The organism is Streptomyces sp. NBC_01257, from assembly GCF_035917255.1.
Classification (GTDB): Bacteria; Actinomycetota; Actinomycetes; order Streptomycetales; family Streptomycetaceae; genus Streptomyces.
Genome location: NZ_CP108472.1, coordinates 8497489 through 8515573 on the forward strand (window position 1 = coordinate 8497489; position 18085 = coordinate 8515573).

At 70.4% G+C, this 18085-nt stretch carries 15 protein-coding genes and 1 pseudogene; 6 read left to right on the forward strand and 10 right to left on the reverse strand.

Annotation, left to right across the window (positions count from 1 at the left end; translation table 11 throughout):
• Positions 1 to 40: 40 nt before the first annotated feature.
• A complete protein-coding gene (locus OG408_RS37035; protein WP_285566441.1) occupies positions 41 to 1096 on the reverse strand; it encodes a hydrogenase expression protein HypE in 1056 nt (351 codons plus the stop codon).
• A 258-nt stretch (positions 1097 to 1354) separates the two neighbouring features.
• Here OG408_RS37035 and OG408_RS37040 point away from each other — a divergent pair, with 258 nt between their 5' ends.
• Entirely contained in the window at positions 1355 to 1684 is a 330-nt protein-coding gene (locus OG408_RS37040) for a hydrogenase maturation nickel metallochaperone HypA/HybF (RefSeq protein ID WP_285566439.1), read from the forward strand.
• 3 nt (positions 1685 to 1687) lie between these two features.
• Positions 1688 to 2473, forward strand: coding sequence for a hydrogenase nickel incorporation protein HypB (gene hypB, locus OG408_RS37045; protein ID WP_326673880.1), 786 nt, complete (start codon positions 1688 to 1690; stop codon positions 2471 to 2473).
• A 66-nt stretch (positions 2474 to 2539) separates the two neighbouring features.
• Here hypB and OG408_RS37050 read toward each other — a convergent pair whose 3' ends face one another.
• Positions 2540 to 4204, reverse strand: coding sequence for a hydrogenase maturation protein (locus tag OG408_RS37050; RefSeq protein ID WP_326673881.1), 1665 nt, complete (start codon positions 4202 to 4204; stop codon positions 2540 to 2542).
• A 211-nt stretch (positions 4205 to 4415) separates the two neighbouring features.
• On the opposite strand from OG408_RS37050, the gene OG408_RS37055 reads away from it, so the two are divergent.
• Positions 4416 to 4832, forward strand: a complete 417-nt coding sequence (locus OG408_RS37055; RefSeq protein ID WP_285566428.1) for a VOC family protein — start codon at positions 4416 to 4418, stop codon at positions 4830 to 4832.
• A gap of 367 nt (positions 4833 to 5199) precedes the next feature.
• Entirely contained in the window at positions 5200 to 6753 is a 1554-nt protein-coding gene (locus OG408_RS37060; protein ID WP_326673882.1) for an alpha/beta hydrolase, read from the forward strand.
• Positions 6754 to 6840: 87 nt separating this feature from the next.
• Here the strand turns inward: OG408_RS37060 and OG408_RS37065 are convergent.
• From OG408_RS37065 to OG408_RS37095, 7 genes and pseudogenes are all read right to left on the reverse strand, one after another.
• Positions 6841 to 7023, reverse strand: a pseudogene (locus OG408_RS37065) (3-oxoacyl-ACP reductase); the annotation flags it as partial.
• Positions 7020 to 7991, reverse strand: a complete 972-nt coding sequence (locus OG408_RS37070; protein ID WP_326673883.1) for a fumarylacetoacetate hydrolase family protein — start codon at positions 7989 to 7991, stop codon at positions 7020 to 7022. The gene OG408_RS37070 and the pseudogene OG408_RS37065, both read right to left, overlap by 4 nt.
• Before the next feature lie 116 nt (positions 7992 to 8107).
• A complete protein-coding gene (locus tag OG408_RS37075; RefSeq protein ID WP_326673884.1) occupies positions 8108 to 9040 on the reverse strand; it encodes a VOC family protein in 933 nt (310 codons plus the stop codon).
• Positions 9041 to 9043: 3 nt separating this feature from the next.
• The gene (locus tag OG408_RS37080) at positions 9044 to 10042 is read right to left on the reverse strand and encodes an amidohydrolase family protein (RefSeq protein WP_326673885.1); all 999 of its coding nucleotides are present in this window, start codon (positions 10040 to 10042) and stop codon (positions 9044 to 9046) included.
• Positions 10039 to 11169, reverse strand: a complete 1131-nt coding sequence (locus tag OG408_RS37085; protein WP_326673886.1) for an FAD-dependent oxidoreductase — start codon at positions 11167 to 11169, stop codon at positions 10039 to 10041. The genes OG408_RS37080 and OG408_RS37085 overlap by 4 nt, the downstream gene beginning before the upstream one ends.
• Positions 11170 to 11193: 24 nt before the next feature.
• The gene (locus tag OG408_RS37090; RefSeq protein WP_326673888.1) at positions 11194 to 12156 is read right to left on the reverse strand and encodes a cyclase family protein; all 963 of its coding nucleotides are present in this window, start codon (positions 12154 to 12156) and stop codon (positions 11194 to 11196) included.
• Positions 12153 to 13154, reverse strand: coding sequence for a fumarylacetoacetate hydrolase family protein (locus OG408_RS37095; protein WP_326673889.1), 1002 nt, complete (start codon positions 13152 to 13154; stop codon positions 12153 to 12155). Before OG408_RS37095 ends, OG408_RS37090 begins: the two co-directional genes overlap by 4 nt.
• Before the next feature lie 126 nt (positions 13155 to 13280).
• Here OG408_RS37095 and OG408_RS37100 point away from each other — a divergent pair, with 126 nt between their 5' ends.
• A complete protein-coding gene (locus tag OG408_RS37100) occupies positions 13281 to 14210 on the forward strand; it encodes a LysR family transcriptional regulator (RefSeq protein ID WP_326673890.1) in 930 nt (309 codons plus the stop codon).
• Positions 14211 to 14392: 182 nt separating this feature from the next.
• Positions 14393 to 16216, forward strand: coding sequence for an alkyl/aryl-sulfatase (locus tag OG408_RS37105; protein WP_326673891.1), 1824 nt, complete (start codon positions 14393 to 14395; stop codon positions 16214 to 16216).
• Between the two features lie 35 nt (positions 16217 to 16251).
• Here OG408_RS37105 and OG408_RS37110 read toward each other — a convergent pair whose 3' ends face one another.
• Entirely contained in the window at positions 16252 to 17940 is a 1689-nt protein-coding gene (locus tag OG408_RS37110) for a class I adenylate-forming enzyme family protein (RefSeq protein WP_326673892.1), read from the reverse strand.
• Positions 17941 to 18085: the final 145 nt, after the last annotated feature.

Here is an 18085-nt window from a genome sequence, read left to right on the forward strand (position 1 = left end):
CGCCTCATCTTTCTGTCCGTTGCGGTGAATACGCGGTCGGTTACCAGGTGCGTGTGGCGCCGGTCCTGAGTTCCTTGCCGGGCTTACGCCACTTCGGTTCGCGGTCCAGGGTGTGGGTGGTGATGTGGCGCAGGCGCCGCATCGTCGACCCGTACAGCCCGACCGCGTTGGTCGAGAGCTTCCCGCCGGGAGGTTCGTCCATGAACGGCATGAACTTGTCCGGGAACCCCGGCATGGTGCAGCCGATGCAGATGCCGCCGACGTTGGGGCAGCCGCCGATGCCGTTCATCCAGCCCCGCTTGGGCACGTTGCACTTGACCGTGGGACCCCAGCAGCCCAGCTTGACGATGCACTTCGGCGAGCCGTACTCCGTCGCGAAGTCGGCCTGCTCGTAGTACCCGGCCCGGTCGCAGCCCTCGTGGACGGTCGACCCGAACAGCCAGGTCGGCCGCAGCGCGTCGTCGAGCGGGATCATCGGCGCCTGGTCGGTGGCCATGTACAGCAGGTAGGTGAGGGTCTCCGACAGGTTGTCCGGCTGGATCGGGCATCCCGGCACGCACACGATCGGAATGCCGGCCTTGGACTTCCAGTCCCAGCCCAGATAGTCGGGGACCCCCATCGCGCCAGTCGGGTTGCCCGCCATGGCGTGGATGCCGCCGTACGTCGCACAGGTGCCGACCGCGACGATCGCCGTGGCCTTCGGGGCCAGCCGGTCGAGCCACTCACTCGTGGTGATCGGCTGTCCGGTGGCCGGATCGCTGCCGAATCCGCTCCAGTACCCCTCGTCGTGCAACTGCTCGTTGGGAATGGATCCCTCGACCACCAGGACGAACGGTTCCAGCTCTCCGCGGTCGGCCTTGAAGAACCATTCGAGGAAGTCGTCGGCGCCGCCGGTGGGCCCGCACTCAAAATCGATGAGCGGCCAGTGGACGGCTACCTGCGGAAGGCCGGGAAGGGCACCGAGTGCGATCTCCTCGATGCTTGGCTGAGTGGCGGCGGTCAGGGAGACGGAATCGCCGTCACAGCTCAGTCCCGCGTTGATCCACAGCACGTGGATCAGTGTGTCCTCCGCCTTTACCGCTTCCTCTGTCGGCATGGCAGTGCCGCCTTTCAGGATGACGGCCAACCGGCCATCGGCCCCCACGGATGGGTATGCGCACATTGCTACCATCACGCCCCGATTCGAGTGCTTCGGCAACACGGCGAACTCGCCGCTCCGGCTCACGTACGGGAGCCGAATGACGGCACGTGGTGGTCCGCTCGGGTGATCCGGCCTGGGCCGGTCCGGTCGGACGGCCTCACAGCCCCGTCGTGGCCCTACGGTCGGAGCCACCCGCGGAAGGACGAGGCACCGGTGCACGAGCTGGCCATCACGCAGAGCGTCGTCGACGCGGTGTGCGAACGCGCCGAGGGGCGTCCGGTCCTCTCGGTCCGGGTCCGTGTCGGAGCGCTCACCGCCGTGGTGCCGGACTCGATGCGGTTCTGCTTCGGCCTGATCACGGAGGGGACGGCGGCCGAGGGGGCGGAGTTGGAGATCGACCGGAAAGCCGGCGCCGGCCGCTGCCGCACCTGTGCCGGCGAATTCGCCCTGACCGACTCAATTCTGCTGTGTCCCTGCGGCAGCGCGGATGTGGAGATCACATCGGGACAGGAACTGCAGATCGTTTCCATGAAGGTGGGCTGACCCATGTGCGGTACCTGCGGCTGTTCCGAGGAGTCCGGCGGGACCCGGATCGTGATGCTGCGCGAGGATGATGCACCTGATCACGGGCATCCGCATCCCCACGAACACCCTCATCCGCCCGAGCGCCGGCACCCGAACGGCAGCGGTGCGACGATCACCGTCGAGCAGAAGGTCCTCGCCAAGAACGACCTCGTCGCCGAGCGTAACCGCGCCCTGATGGCCAGCCGCGGCATCGTGGCCGTGAACATGATGAGCTCGCCCGGAGCCGGCAAGACCACCCTGCTGGAGCGCACCCTCACCGACCTCGCCGGCCGGCGGCCGGTGGCCGTCATCGAGGGCGATCAGGAGACCGGACTCGACGCCGAACGCATCAGGCGCACCGGCTGTCCCGTCGTCCAGGTGAACACCGGTGCCGGGTGCCACCTCGACGCGGAGATGATGCGGGACGCGCTCACGGCGCTCTCCCCGGCCGAGGGCGCACTTCTCATGGTCGAGAACGTCGGGAACCTGGTGTGCCCGGCGATGTTCGACCTGGGGGAGAGCGCCAAGGTCGTGATCATCTCGGTCACCGAGGGCACGGACAAGCCGCTGAAGTACCCGTACATGTTCGCCGCCGCCGATCTGATCCTGATCAACAAGGCCGATCTGCTGCCGTACGTCGACTTCGACGTCGAACAGTGCACCAGGCATGCGCGCTCGGTGAACCCGGACGTACGGGTGCTGACGCTCTCCGCGACCACCGGCGAGGGCCTGGCCCAGTGGTACGACTGGCTGGCGGAAGCGCGCTAGCTGCGCGCCGCCGGCCTCCAGGCCGCTACGCCCCCGAGAACGCGGGGAACGTGGGGAACGTGGTGACTACCGAACGGCGGTGCCGGGCGCCGGGCGTTCCTTGAGTACGAAGGCCCGGCGCAGCCGGTGATACTCATGGTCCGGGTCCATGAAGATGCGGTGCATGCGCACGAGTTCGGCCTCGCGGTACGGAGCCGGATCGACCCGGTCCCGCTCCGCCTTCTTCGCGTTGATACGGGACTGCGTCGCGGGCAGCGCGGCCAGGTGCGAGGCTAGGGCCCCGACCTCGGAGTCGAACGACTGAGGGTCGCACGCGATCACCCTGTCGATCAGCCCGAGCCGGCAGGCCGCCGCGGAGCTGACCGGCAGAGCCTCCCGCATGAGCCGGTCGGCTGCCGCCGCCCCCACGCGCCGCGGCAGCGAGTACGTCCAGTACTCCGACCCGTACAGCCCCATGAGCCGGTAGTGCGGATTGAGTACCGCGCCCGCCCTGCACCACACCTCGTCGGCGGCCAGAGCCAGCATCACGCCGCCCGCCGCGGCATTTCCGGACAGGGCGGAGACGACGAGCCGGTCCGTGGTGGTCAGAACGGCCTCCACCAGGTCGTCCATGGCGTTGATGTTGGCCCAGGACTCGGCTCCGGGATCGGACGACGCCTCGATCACGTTGAGGTGGATGCCGTTGGAGAAGAAGTCCCGGCCACCGCCGACGACCAGCACCGAGGTGGGCCGGGAGCAGGCGAACCGGTAGGCGCGCAGCAGGCGTCGGCACTGCTCCGTGCTCATCGCGCCCCCGCGGAACGAGAACGACAGGAAGCCGGTCCCGGCCTCCTCCCGGTAGCCGATCTCGGACCAGACGTCCTCGTGCCCCGTCCTGTGCAGCGGAGCCGGCAGCTCCGGCACGCCGGACAGCCGCCCGGCCAGCGCAGAAGTCGCGGGGAGCTTGAAGGTGACAGGACCGCCCGGCGCACGCCGGGCCCGCAGCTCGGGGATCCACACCGCGCCGTCGGTGGTCGCCCGGCAGACCGCGCCGTCCCGGGTGGCCAGCAGTTCCCCCGGCTGTCCGCTCAGCCGCGGCTCGGGATGCCCGCCGTGCAGGAACCACTCGCCGCCGAGCAGTTCGTCGAGGACGCCCGGCTGGGAGTCCGCCGCCCTGAGCTTGCGGACCACCGTCGCGGTGGAGTCCGACCCCCAGTCGATGCGGCGCGAGGCCTGGCGCATCAGGGGGCGGCAGCCCTCGCCGGGGCCGGAGGGCTGTGGAGCCGGGACGTACGTTTCGGACGCGAAGCGCCCGACCGCCAGGAGCACCGCCTCCACGGCGGCGTCCGAGACCTCGTTGCGGTACAGGTCGCTCTTGCCCACCGGGGGCAGCGAGCAGGAAACGGTCGCCCAGACGTCGCCCGCATCCATCTCCGCATTGGCCTGCAGGACGGTCACGCCCCAATTGCTCTCGCCGTCGGTGACGGCCCAGTCGAGGGAGGAGGGCCCCCGATCGCCGACCGGCCCGGGATGGACGATGAGACAGGTGTGAGCCGACCACACGTCCCTCGGCAGCGCCGTCTTGAGGTACGGGGCCACGACAAGGGCCGGGCACTCCCGGCGCACGGCCTCCCGGACAGCGTCGTCCCCGTGCGCGAGCTGCACGGCGACGGAGTGCCCGTGGTCCCTCAGCTCGGCCTGAACACGTTGGGTGAGGCTGTTGAATCCGCTCGCGACAAGCAGAATGTGCACGGCGATCTCCCGGAGGCTGCGGTCGTCCCGATCGAGCGTGAACGCAAATTGTTGCTCGCCGGGACGGAATCGGCCGGAACACGCTGGGACTTCACTCGAAAGCGCACGCAGCGGATGGCGGAGGCGGACCGCCGGCACCTGATCCGCGCGTGGCGCGGACACGGGGCAGCGGGTACGGAGCCCCGGGCAGGCCAGGGTGCAGGATGAGGGCATGACGATCCAGCCCCGCGGCTACGCTCATGTGCGACTTACGGTGACGGACATCGACCGCTCCCGTGCCTTCTACGACGCGGTCCTGGGTCTCCCGGTGGCCTTCGACCTTCCGCCCGACGCGGACGAGGAGACCCGCGAACAGCTCTCCTTCCTCTTCGGGGGAGTGATCTACCGGCTCGGGGACTCGCTCTTCGGCCTGCGACCGGTCGCCACGGACCGCTTCGACGAGGACCGGGTGGGCCTCGACCACGTCAGTTTCGGCGTGGACGGCCGAGCCGACCTGGAGGCCGCGGTACGTCGGCTCGACGAGCTCGGGGTCCCGCACGAGGAGATCAAGGACATCGGGGCCGGGTACATCCTGGAGTTCCGGGACCCCGATGACATCGCCCTGGAGCTGTTCGCACCCGCCGGCTGACTGCCCGCGGGACCTGTTCCTGTGAGCCGGAGTGAACGGCCGGTGCGGGCTTCGGCGGAGAACGTGGGCAGACCGATTCCGGGCTGCCCCGGTGCCCGGCCAGATCTTGAGCGGTTGCCCGGGGTGGGGGCGAACATTAGCTGGAGCGTTACTTACCGCACCATGATCCGTCTCACTCGGGCTCGCTCGGACACCGTGTAGCGCCGGGGGCGAGAACCGGCGTCCTGCCCGGGAAGCCGGGGCGGACGGGGCCGGCTTGTACTCTGCACTCATTCGACGATCGGACGATCACGAGTACGACGTGAAGTACGAGTACGGGTACGCCGGCACGGGCCAGGCGTCCAGGGGCGGGAGCGCGGGGAATTCGATGAGTGACGCACATCCGATACGAAGCCGCAGACCGGGCCTCTCGGGAGGTGCCATCATCATCGCCGGGGTCCTCCTCGCCGTAGTCGGGGCGGTCGGCGCCTGGCTCCAGCACGACGCTCCCGGCCGGAGTGCGGAGCCGCGCACGGAGTTCACCGCGAACAACCCGCCCGGCGGTCTGCCCGCCGCGCTCACCACCGGCCAGCACCTCCGCTGGTCCCGCTGCACCTCGCCGTCCACGGCGCGCACGGGTTACGACTGCGCCGTCATGAAGGCCCCGCTCGACTACCGGAAACCGGACGGCAGGACGATCGACGTCGCCCTGATCCGCCGCAAGGCCACCGGTCCGAACTCCCGGCGCATCGGCTCGCTCGTCCTCAACTTCGGCGGCCCCGGCGTGTCCGGCGTGAGCGGACTGCCCCAGTTCCTCAACCAGTACAAGCCGCTCCTCGACCGCTACGACCTGGTCTCCTTCGACCCGCGCGGCGTCGGCGCGACCATCCCCGTGCGCTGCGGGAAGACCGCGGAGGACACCGGCTACGACGGGGCCGACGCCTGCGCCCGGCACTCCGGGGCGCTCCTCCCGTACATCGGCACCTCGCACACCGCGCGCGACCTCGACCTGATGCGCTACCTCCTCGGCGACAAGCGGCTGAACTACTTCGGTGTCTCGTACGGAACGTCGCTCGGCGCGGTCTACGCCCACCTGTACCCGTCGCACGTCGGGCGGCTCGTCCTCGAAGCGTCCGTCGATCCGACCGAGAACCTCGACGAGGAGCGGGTGTCGCAGGTCAAGGCGGTCCAGGCGGCGTTCGACCGGTTCGCCGCGCACTGCGCGTCCCGTATCCGCAACTGCCCGACCGGCGACGGGCCCGAGGAGGCCGCGCGGCGCATGGCGAGCCTGGCCGACCGCCTGGAGAAGAAGCCCGCCCCGGCCGGCGGCGGCAGGAAGCTCGACGCCGACGGACTCGCGTACGCCGTCAGCGGCCATCTCGACCTCGGCACAGACGGCTGGCCACCGCTCGCCAAGGCGCTCACGGCGCTGATCGACCACAACGACGGCCGTCCCCTGAGTGAGGGCGCGGAGGACATCGGCTCCGCCGACCGGGCAGAGGCTCCGGGCGACAACAGCCGCGCCGCCCGGACCGCGATCACCTGCGCGGACTCCAGCCTGCGCCCCGGTTTCGAAGACATCGACAGGGACGTGGCCCGCATCGAAGCCGCCTCACCCGTCTTCGGCGCGGCCTGGTCCACCGGCGTCTACCTCTGTTACAACTGGCCGTTCGACGGCGAGCGCGCCACGCCCCAGGTGAAGGCCGACGGTGCGGCCCCCGTCCTGGTGGTCGGCGGCACCGGCGATCCGACGACCCCCTACCCCGGCGCCCGCCACATGGTCCGCGCCCTGGGGGACGGCGTCGGCGTGCTCCTGACCGCCGAGGAGGAGGGCCACGGTACGTACCCGCAGAACCGCTGCGTCACCGAGACGGTCGACCGCTACCTCCGGACAGGCCGCACGCCGGCCCCGGGGACGGTGTGCCGGGGCAGCATGTCCTGAGGCCTGCACGGATACCGCGGGGGCCGAGCTCAGCGTGCGGCCTTCGAGAGGCCTCGCAGTGCCCACTTGCTCGTCGTGTACGCGACCGGCCCAGTTCTTCTCGCTGGTGACGTCCAGATCGCGGCAGCTCTCCCCGGGGTCGACAGCCGTGGCGATGACGTGGCCGCCCTCGCGGGCCAGGGCTGCGGCCTCGGCGGCGCCCTGACCACGGGCAGCGCCGGTGACGACGATCACCTTGCCGAGCAGTCCCGTCGGGGGACGGGTGGTCACGGACGCTCCCGGTTGCGGCGCCGGCCGGCGGGCAGCGGGAGGCGTTCCGCACCGGGGACCACGGTGTTGGTGAGCGTGCCGATGCCCTCGACGGTCAGGCTCACGGTGTCACCGGGCCGCAACGGGGGTGGGGTCTGCTCGCCGCGCAGGCCCCAGAGTTCGGCGAGGCAGCCGCCGTTGCCGCAGGTGCCCGAGCCGAGGACGTCGCCCGGTACGACGCGGGTGCCGCGTGAGGCGTAGGCGGTCATCTCCTCGAAGGTCCAGCTCATGTTGGAGAGCAGGTCCTCGCCGACGGTCTCCCCGTTGACCCTGGCGGTGAGGGCCAGCCGCAGGAAGCCTTCGGCGTCGCGGTGGGGCTCCAGCTCGTCGGCCGTCACGAGGTAGGGGCCGAGGGTGGTGGCGGTGTCCTTGCCCTTGCACGGGCCGAGGCCGACCTTCATCTCGGCGGACTGGAGATCGCGTGCGGACCAGTCGTTGAAGACGGTGTAGCCCACGATGTGGTCGCGGGCCCGTTCCGGTGTGAGGTCACGGCCTTCGCGGCCGATGACGGCGCCCACTTCGAGTTCGAAGTCGAGCACCGCGGAGCCGGGCGGCACCGGGATCCCGTCCCGGGGTCCGTAGACCGCGTGCGGATTGGTGAAGTAGAAGGTCGGTGCCGCATACCACTCGTCGGGCACCCCGGTGACGCCGTCGATCGATCGGCGCACGCCTTCGACGTGCTCCTCGAAGGTGACGAAGTCGCGTACCGAGGAGGGCTGGAGAGGGGACAGCAGCCGCACCTGGGACACATGGGGCCCGGCAGGCACATCGAGTGCCGCCGCGCCTGCGGCGAGCAGGCCGGGCAGCCCGTCGGTCTCCGCGAGCAGCGCGGTCAGAGACATGACGCCCGGCAGGGGGAAGAGTGTGCCGTCCTCTTCCACGACGGCCACCCGGTGGCCGTGCGGACTGTCGTAAGCGGCGAAGCGCATGGTGCGGCTCCAGCGAAGTGGGGTCAGGGGAGAGGGGGCGGGGGGAGGGGTGTTCCCGGGGCACGGCGGGGTGCGTCGGACAGGGGCTGTGCCGCCGCGCCCCGGGTTTCGTCCGATCAGACAGGCGGGGCGACGAACACGCCGCGGTCGGGGTCGTTGAACGACTCCTTGGCGACGATCTCGTTCATCGCGTTGGCGGTGCCCCACTGGTCGGTGACCTCGGGCCGGGAGAAGTCGTAGACGTGCGGATGCCAGGTGTCCTCGTCGAGGTTCTCCAGCTCGGTGGTGTATTCGACGGTGTTGCCGTGCGGGTCGAGGAAGTACGTGAACGTGTTGTCGCCCGCCATGTGCCGGCCCGGGCCCCAGATCTTCCTGAAGCCCGCGCGCATGACCCGGCCGGAGCCGCGCATGTACTCGTCGATGCCGCGCATCTCGAAGGAGACGTGGTGCAGGGCGGTGTGCGGGCCCTGGGCGATGGCCATCGAGTGGTGCTGGTTGCTGATCCGCATGAAGTGCATGACCTCGCCCATGTGCGGTGAGCTGAGGGTGTCGGAGAGGGCGAAGCCGAGGTGGCGCTCGTACCACTCGCGCGTGCGGTTGAGATCGGGGGAGTTGAGGACGACGTGGGACAGCTTGACCGGGATCGCCTCCTTCTCCTCGATCCGGCGGTGCTGCCGGACCTCGACGTCGGCGGACACCTCGATGGTGCGTCCGTCCACGTCGAAGAAGCGGAAGCCGTACCCGCCGCCCGGGGTGTCCACCTTCCCGGGACGGGTGATGAGTTCCACGCCCCCGGCCAGCAGCCGCTCGGCGAGGGTGTCCACGTCGGCCGGGTTCGCGGCACCGTAGGAGACGAGGTCGAGGCGCTTCTCCTCGGCCCTGCGCAGCCGTACGACGTAACGCTCGGGTGAGCCCTCGGCGGCGAGGAACGAGATCCCGGAGTCCTCGGCGACCTTGGTCAGGCCCCACACTCCGGCGTAGAAGTCGAGCTGCTTGTCGTAGTCGGGTACGGCCAGGTCCACATGGCGCAGATGAGTGAGCAGGCGCATGGGTCAGTCCTTCCGGAGGAGGGCGGCGGCGTTGCCGCCCCGGACGGCGTGGAAATCGGAATCGGTGAGCCGTGCGGCGCGCAGTGCGCCGACCGGGTCCTCGCTGCCCATGTCGAAGGGGAAGTCCGAGCCGAGGAGCACCCGGCCGGCCCCGGCGACGCGGACCAGTTCGCGCAGGACGTGGGGGTCGTGGACGAGCGAGTCGAAGTACAGCTGCTTGAGATAGCTGCTGGGCAGGCGGGCGCAGCCGGCCCCGGCGTCGGGGCGGGTGGACCAGGCGTGGTCGGAGCGTCCGATGTGGGTGGGCAGATAGCCGCCGCCGTGCGCGGCGATCACCTTCAGGCCAGGGTGGCGGTCGAGCACCCCCGAGAAGATGAGGTGGGAGAGCGCGACCGCGTTCTCCGTGGGCTGGCCGACGGTGTTGGACAGGTACCACCGGTCCAGACGCTCGTCGAGCGTGCACCCGAAGGGGTGCAGGAACACCACCGCGCCGCTCTCCTCCGCCCGTGCCCACAAGGGTTCGTACGCCGGATCGGACAGCTCGCGCCCCGGTGCGTGACTGGAGATCTCGATCCCGAGGAGCCCGCGTCCCAGGGCGTCGTCGAGGGCTTCGACGGCCAGGTGCGGGTGCTGGAGCGGTACGAGTCCCAGGCCGCGCAGCCTGTCCGGGGCTGCCGCGCAGTGTGCCGCGGTTGCCTCGTTGGCCAGCCGGCAGACCTTCCCGGCCGTCTCCTCGTCCGCCCAGTAGTGGTAGTGCGACGGGGACGGGCTGACCAGCTGCACGTCGACGCCCTGACGGTCCATCGCCGCAAGGCGCACGGCGGCGTCCGTCAGTGCCGGGATCCGTTCACGCACCATGGGACCGCTCACGGCGAGCGCCTGGGCACCGTTGCGCCGGGCGTCGAGTTCCCTGGCTCCGGCCAGGCCGGGCAGGCCGGCCACCAGCGCCTCGACCTCCGGGAGGAGGACGTGCGCGTGCACATCGACGGTGGGCGCAGTCACGGCAGCTCCCGGAGCATCATCATGGTGCGGCCCATCAGGCCGGGTACGTCCGCGTCGCGTACTCCGTCGAGCTGCCACTGCCCGATCCGGACGGACGCCTCGACCACCGGACGGACCCGGGTGATCCGACGCTCGTAGTACGCCCGGAACAGCGCGTCGTCCCACGTCTTGGACCCGGTCAGCAACTGTGCGAGGACCCACGCGTCCTCCAGCGACAGGGCGGCACCCTGGGCGAGCGTGGGCGGGCAGCAGTGCGCCGCGTCACCGATCAGCACGACGCGCCCGCGATGCCAGGACCCCTCCACCAGCATCCGGTCGAACCAGGTGTAGTTGACCTCGGCCGGGTCGGTGATGTGCTCGGTGATCTCCGGCCAGAAGCCGCCGTAGGCGGAGGCCAGCCGGCGCATCTCGTCGGCGTACGACTCCGGCGGGATCGAGGCACGGTCGCGGTTGGCCTCGACGACGTAGGCGTACAGGGTGCTGTCGCCGGTGGGGCAGTAGCCGGCGATGTAGGCCGGACCGCCGTAGGCGAGGTCCGTACGGGACACTCCGGCCGGGCGCGGGGCGGCGATCCGCCAGATGGCCATGCCGGTCGGTTCGGGCCTTGCCGTGATGCCGATGGCCGCACGGGTGGCGGAGCCGAGACCGTCGGCGGCGATCACCAGGCCGTAGCGGCCCTCCGAGCCGTCACTGAAGCGGACGCGGACACCGTCTGCGTCCTGGTCCAGGATCTCGGCGGTTATGCCCAGCCGGACGGAGGCGCCACTGGCGCGCACGGCGTCGATCAGGATGCGCTGGAGCCGCGGCCGCTGCATGCCGACGGTGGCGGGGAGGTCGTCGCCGCCGCTGCGGATGTCGTCCTGCACGTGCAGCACGGTTCCGTCGGGGGTGGTGATGCCGACCGAGCCGAAGCAGTGGCCGGACGCCTTCACCTGCTCCCACACCCCCAGTTCGCGCAGCACCCGCAGGGCGTTGCCCTGCAGCGTGATGCCGGAGCCGGCGGTGGCGTTCCAGTCGTCCTTGGCCTCGATCAGGTCCACGTCGATTCCGGCGCGCCGCAAGAGGAGCGTCACGGCGTTTCCGGCCGCGCCGCCACCGATCACCAGGACCGTTGGGGCTTCAATCATGGTGGAACTCCCTTGTTCCTGTGTCTACTTGACGGCGATCGGGTTGACGGGGGAGCCGACCGCGCCGGTGATGGGGAGGGGCGCGGCGGTGAGCAGGAACTCGTACGCGCCGTCGGCCGCGCAGTCCTCGGCGAGTGCCTCCAGGTCCCACATCTCACCTATCAGAAGACCGATGTTGGGGATGGCGACCTGGTGCAGCGGCTGGAACGCGACGTCGAACTCGTTGGGCCGGACCTCGAAACCCCAGGTATCGGTGGCGATCGCGGCGATCTCGGTGCCGTGCAGCCAGCCCGCCGTAGTGAAGGACAGGCCGGGAGCCGGGCCGCCTGCGTAGTCGCCCCAGCCGTCGCGGCGGGCGCGGGCGAGCTGTCCGGTACGAATCAGCACGATGTCGCCGCGGCCGACAGCCACACCCTGCGCCTCTGCGGTTCCTGTCAGATGTTCCCCGGTGATGGCGAAGCCGTCGGGGAGTTCACCGTCCTCACCGATCGTGCGGCCGACATCCAGGAGCACGCCGCGTCCGGCCACGTGCGGGGCCATGTGCTCGATGCCGGTGACCAGGTCACCTTCGGAGGTGACGGTCCTCGCCGCGTCCCGGCCGTTCCACGCCTTGCCGTGGTCGAAGATATGGCCGAGCCCGTCCCATTGGGTCGAGCACTGCAACGGCATCGCTATGACGTCGTCGGCACCGCCGAGACCGTGCGGGAAGCCCTGCAGCCCGAGGGCCGCGTCGGTGCCGGTGTCGAGCATGGTGTGCACCGGATTCGTGCGCCGCCGCCAGCCCTTCTGCGGGCCGTGCATGTCGAAGCTCTGGGCGAGAGAGAAGCTGACGCCCCGGCGGACGAGCGTGGCCGCTTCGCGCCGCTTCGCCTCGTCCAGGAAGTTGAGCGTGCCGAGCACGTCGTCGTCGCCCCAGCGGCCCCAGTTGGAGTACGCGCGGGCGGCTCGCGCGATCGACCCTTCGGGGTCGTGGCGGTCGGGAGTCACGACGACACCTCGGTGACACAGCGGGTGCGCTGAGCACCGAGACCCGTCACGGAACCGTCCATGACGTCGCCGTCGCGCAGCAGCCGGCCCCAGTGCATGCCGTTGCCGGCCGGGGAGCCGGTCAGGACCAGGTCCCCGGGCAGCAGTTGGGCCGTCTGCGAGGCGTAGGACACCACGCGCGCCACGTCGAAGATCATGTCCTTGGTCGACTCGTCCTGCATGGTCTCGCCGTTCAGCTTCAGCACGAGACGCAGGTCGCCGGGGTCCGCGATCGACGCGGTGGGCACGATCCAGGGGCCGAGCGGGGTGAAACCCGGCGCGTTCTTGCTGCGCAGCCAGTCCGTCCCGATCTGCGGCATGTCACGGCGGAAGACCGTGGCCCGGTCGGTCAGGTCGTTGGCGATGGTGTAGCCGGCGATGTGGTCGAGGGCCTCTTCCGCGGACACCCGGCGGGCCGGCCGGCCGATGACCGCGACGAGCTCCAGCTCCCAGTCGGGCTTCTCGGCCCAGGCGGGAAGCACGACGTCGTCGTACGGACCGGTGATCGCACTCGGCAGACCGGTGAAGACGTAGGGCAGGTCCTCGGCCGCCCGGCGGTCCATGATCTCCGCGGCCTCGGCGCGCCGCTCCTCCTCGGAGCGCTCGTCGGCCGGGTCCCGGTGCGCGACATGCAGATCGATGACGTGCTGCCGGTAGTTGGCGCCGGACTGGAACACCTGGCGCGGCTCGACCGGAGCATGCACCCGGAAATCCGCCAGCGGCATGCGCTCCGGCCCGCTGTCTTCGGCCAGGGCCGCCACGCGCGCCGCGGCCGTGTCCCAGATCTCCAGGAGGCCGCGGATGGACAGGCCGTCGTCGCCGAAGACCGCCCGCAGGTCGAGCACCTGGGCGTCCGCCGTGACGAGTGCGGGGAAGGGAGGTCCGTCCGGTGCCGAGAGCGTGGCCAGCGCGAACGGTCCTGAGAAGAGCGCGGACGCGGATGCAGAATTCACGAACATGTCCTCCTGGTTGCGGTGCGACTAATCTGGACCCGGCACCCGCAATCAGGGAAATCGATTCCGTGGATGACTCTCATCCATCGCATCTATTCTTTGCGGTCAGCGCCTTACAGCAAGGGAAGTCCCGTGAATCTGGCCCGCCTCGACCTGAACCTCGTCGTCGCCCTGCGCGCCCTGCTGGAGGAACGCAACGTCACCAGGGCCGGGCAGCGCGTCGGTCTCAGCCAGCCCGCGATGAGCGCTTCGCTGGCCCGGCTGCGCCGCCACTTCGACGACGAACTCCTTGCCCGTGTCGGCGGCCACTACGAACTGACCGCTCTCGGGCAGGTCCTCCTGCAGCGCACTTCCGCCGCCTACGAAGTGGTGGAACGCCTTTTCGCGAGCCAGGCCGAATTCGATCCGGGCAGCGAGAAGCGCGAGTTCAAACTGGTCGCATCCGACTACGCGGTCGCCGTGTTCGGTGCGGACCTCGCCCGGGTGGTCCACGAGGAGGCGCCCGGAATCCGGCTGCGCTTCGTCCAGACCCCGCCCACCGTGGTCGACGACACGGCCACGCTGCTGAGCACCACCGACGGACTGCTCATGCCGCACGGCGTGATCAGCGGCTTCCCCGCCACCGACCTCTACGACGACACATGGGTCTTCCTCGTCGCGGACGGCCATCCGAGCGTCGACGACCGGCTCACCCGCAACGATCTGGGCCGGCTGCCGTGGGTCACCTACCAGAGGACCTACGACGCCCCGGCCGTGCGCCAGCTCGGCATGCTCGGCATCGAGCCGCGCGTGGAAGTGTCCGTCGACAGTTTCCAGCTGCTGCCGCTGATGGTGGCGGGCACCCGGCGCATCGCCCTGATCCAGGCACGTCTCGCCCGGCTCCTCGCACCGCTCGCCGCCGTGCGCGTCGTGGAGCCCCCTTACGAGGCGGTGCCGCTGCGCGAGGCGATGTGGTGGCATCCGGTGCACACACACGACGCGGCGCACATCTGGCTGCGTGAAACGACGGCCCGCGTGGGCAGGCGCATGGCTGAAACGTACGAGGCACCGGCCGCTGACTGACACGCGGTGAAGCGGTCGCTGCCGCGGCCCGGGCCCCGAAGCCGCGGGCAGCGAACGGCCGGGACCCGCGACCGGCCAGGCGTGTGCGTCACCCGGACGGGCTACTCGTCCGAGCGGCGGCACCGGCTGTGTAGGTGAATGAGGCGCAGTACGTGATTCTGGCGACGAGCCCGGGAGACCGCATGCGTGTCACTGACCTGCCCTTCGAGGACACCACGGCCGCGACGAACGCCGATCGCGGGTTCATCGCGGCGCTGCCCGACCCGGTGGTGAAGGACGAGTCGGGCAAGGTGGTGTTCGACACGGCGGCGTACGCCTTCATGGATGCCGAGTGTCCGGACACCGCCAACCCCAGTCTGTGGCGTCAGGGGGGTCTGTGTGCGCGCAGCGGCCTGTACGAGGTGACCGAGGGCATCTACCAGATCCGCGGTGTGGACCTGTCGAACATGACGCTGGTCGAGGGCGACAGCGGTGTCGTCGTGGTCGACCCGCTGATGTCCGTGGAGACCGCCGCGGCCGGTCTGGCGCTGTACCGCGCCCACCGCGGCGAGCGCGCGGTGAAGGCGATGATCTACACCCACTCCCACGGCGACCACTTCGGCGGTTCTCGCGCCATCGTCCCCCACGGCGTCACGGACATCCCCGTCATCGCGCCGTCCGGGTTCATGGAGCACGCCGTCTCGGAGAACGTGTACGCGGGCAACGCCATGAGCCGCCGCGGGGTGTACATGTACGGCATGGGGCTGCCCAAGAGCCCCGAGGGGCAGATCGGCTGCGGTCTGGGCAGCGCCACCGCGCTCGGGACGATCAGTCTCGTACCGCCGACCGTGGACATCGCCGAGACCGGCCAGGAACTCACCCTGGACGGGGTACGGATCGTCTTCCAGCTCACCCCGGGCACCGAGGCCCCCTCGGAGATGAACTTCCTCTTCCCCGACCACCGGGCCCTGTGCATGGCCGAGAACGCCACCCACACCCTGCACAACGTCCTCACCCTGCGCGGAGCGGTCGTCCGTGACTCCCGTATCTGGGCGCACTACCTCAACGAGGCCCTGGTGATGTTCGAGGGGCAGGCCGACGTCGTCTTCGCCTCCCACCACTGGCCCACCTGGGGCGAGCAGGAGCTCACCGCGTTCCTCAGCGCCCAGCGTGACCTCTACGCCTATCTCCACGACCAGACGCTGCGCCTGCTCAACCAGGGCCTGACCGGTCCGGAGATCGCCGAGGACTTCGCCCTGCCGCCGGCGCTGGAGAAGACCTGGGCCACGCGCGGCTACTACGGATCGGTGAGTCACAACGTCAAGGCGATCTACCAGCGGTACATGGGCTGGTTCGACGGCAACCCCGCCCACCTGTGGGAGCACCCGCCGACCGAACTGGCCAAGCGGTTCACCGCCGACTACGGCGGGATCGACGCCCTGGTCGCCAAGGGGCGGGAGTACGCGGAGGCCGGCGATCTGCGGTTCGCGGCGACGCTCCTCAACCACGGGGTCTTCGCCGAACCCGGCCACAAGGGCGTACGCGAGGCGCTGGCCGGTGTCTACGACCGGCTCGGGCACGGTGCGGAGAACGCCACCTGGCGCAACTTCTACCTCACCGCCGCGATGGAGCTGCGCGGCTCCGTGGCCACCACCGTCGTCGACCTGGCCAACCCCGAGATGGCCATGGCGCTCTCCGTCGACCAGATCATCGACACGCTCGCCATCCGCATCGACGGCCCCCGTGCCTGGGACACCTGTCTGACCATGGACTGGCACCTCACGGACCAGAACCGCACCTGGCACCTGACGCTGTCCAACGGGGCCCTCACCTACCGGACCAGCGAAGGCGCCCCCGCCACCGGCGGCGCCGACCTCACCCTGTCGTTGACCAAGCCCCAGCTGCTCGGTGTCGTCGCCGGGCGCGGGCTCGACGGCATCACCACCCATGGCGACGCCGCCGTCTTCCAGAAGCTCGCCGGCTTCCTCGACACCGCCGACCCCGATTTCGCCATCGTCACTCCCTGACCCCGCACGCTCGGCACCGCCGGAGTGCCGGCCCGTCAGTGAAGGCCGGCACTCCGGTGCCGGCGGCGGAGCTCCGTCTTGAGGATCTTCCCCGCGGCGGACGTCGGCAGGGAGTCCACGAAGTGGATCTCCCTCACCTTCTGGTACGGCGCGACGCGGGCGGCGACGTGGTCCATGAGCTCCTCGGCGAGCACCGGACCGGAGGCCGCCGGCGGCCGGACCACGACGTACGCCACGGGAATCTCACCCGCCGATGCGGAGGGCGCCCCGATCACGCATGCCTGGTCGACGGCCGGGTGCCGGGTGAGCAGTTCCTCCAGCGCACCCGGGTACACGTTGTAGCCCTTGTAGATCAGCATGTCCTTCAGCCTGTCGACCACGAAGACATGGCCGTGTTCGTCCTGCCGGGCGATGTCCCCCGTGCGCAGCCACCCGTCGGCGTACTGCTCGGCGGTCAGCTCGGGATGGCCGAGATAGCCGGCCGTGATCTGCGGACCCCGGGCCCACAACTCACCGGTCTCTCCCGCGGGAAGGGCCTTCCCCGGGCCGGCGGGATCGCGGATCTCGATCTCCGTGTCGAAGACCGGGAGCCCGGCCGAACCGACGGGCACCTGGTCGTCCAGGTCGACCAGACCCGTGACCAGGCCCATGGTGGCCTCCGTGAGGCCGTACCCCTCCACCACCGCCGCGTTCGGGAACAGTGCCCGAAGCGCTTCGAGGGTCGTCGTGTCGATGGGAGCGGCACCCGAGTTGACCGTGCGCACCCCTGGGAAGGAGCGGCCGTCGGCGGCGGCGATGAGCGCGTGCAGCAGCGCCGGGGAGCCGGTCACGTGGGTGGCTCCGTGGTCTTCCACCAGCTTCAGGTAGCGGTGCGGATGGAAGCGGCCGGCCAGGAGCACCGTCTGACCGGCCAGCACGGCGTTGGACTGGCTGATCAGACCCATGGCGTGGAAGAGCGGCGAGATACCGACCGACACACCGTCCCCGGACGGCGCCATCGCGGCCGTCTGCGCCCCGGGCACGAGTTCGGTACGGATGCCGCCGTGCTCGTCCACCGCGGGCAGCGCACCGGTGCGCCAGCAGGTGAACTGGAGGACGTTGTGGACGACGTGCCGGTGCAGCACCATGACCGCCTTCGACCGTCCCGTGGTCCCGCCGGTGAACGACAGATGGGCGATCGACTCCGGATCGGCCCGCGGCCCCTCGACGGGCTCGGCCGCCAGCAGGTCGTCGAGCGGAACGGTCCCGGGTGACGCCGAGCCGTCCGGGGCGGGGGCGATGTCCGTACCCGTAACCACGACCACCGGACGGAGTCGCTCGGTTCCGGCGGCAAGGAGCGCCTCGGCCGTCGCCGGGTGGGTGATCGCCGCCACGGCGGAGACCTCGTCGAGCTGCTCGCGCAGTGTGGCGGGCGGCAGAGTCGGGTTCATGGGTGCGGCCGTGGCGCCGGCCAGCAGGATTCCGTAGTAAGTGACGCTGAACCAGAGTGAGTTCGGCTGATGCAGTGCAACCACGTCACCCGGTCGGATGCCCCGCTCGCGCAGGCCCTGCGCGCAGCGCAGAGCCCGGTCGTACAGCTCGGCGTAGGTCAGGGCGGCCGAGCCGTCGAGCAGAGCCGTACGGTCCGGATGGCGGCGGGCGGCCCCCGCCAGGATGTCGCCGACGCAGACCCCCGGCGGATAGTCGAGCGTGTCGGGCATGCCCTTGGGGCGGCGAGGGTTCATGGGGGCTCCCTTGCTCGGGTGCGGCACGACGGACCGCGGACACCACCTGGCCGAACATTCGTTAAAGTACGAGTGCTCCCCCTGGTTGTCCAGGGTTCCGGGTGGTGCGGGTCCGGCCGTACGTGATGCCCCCGCCCGCCGGGCC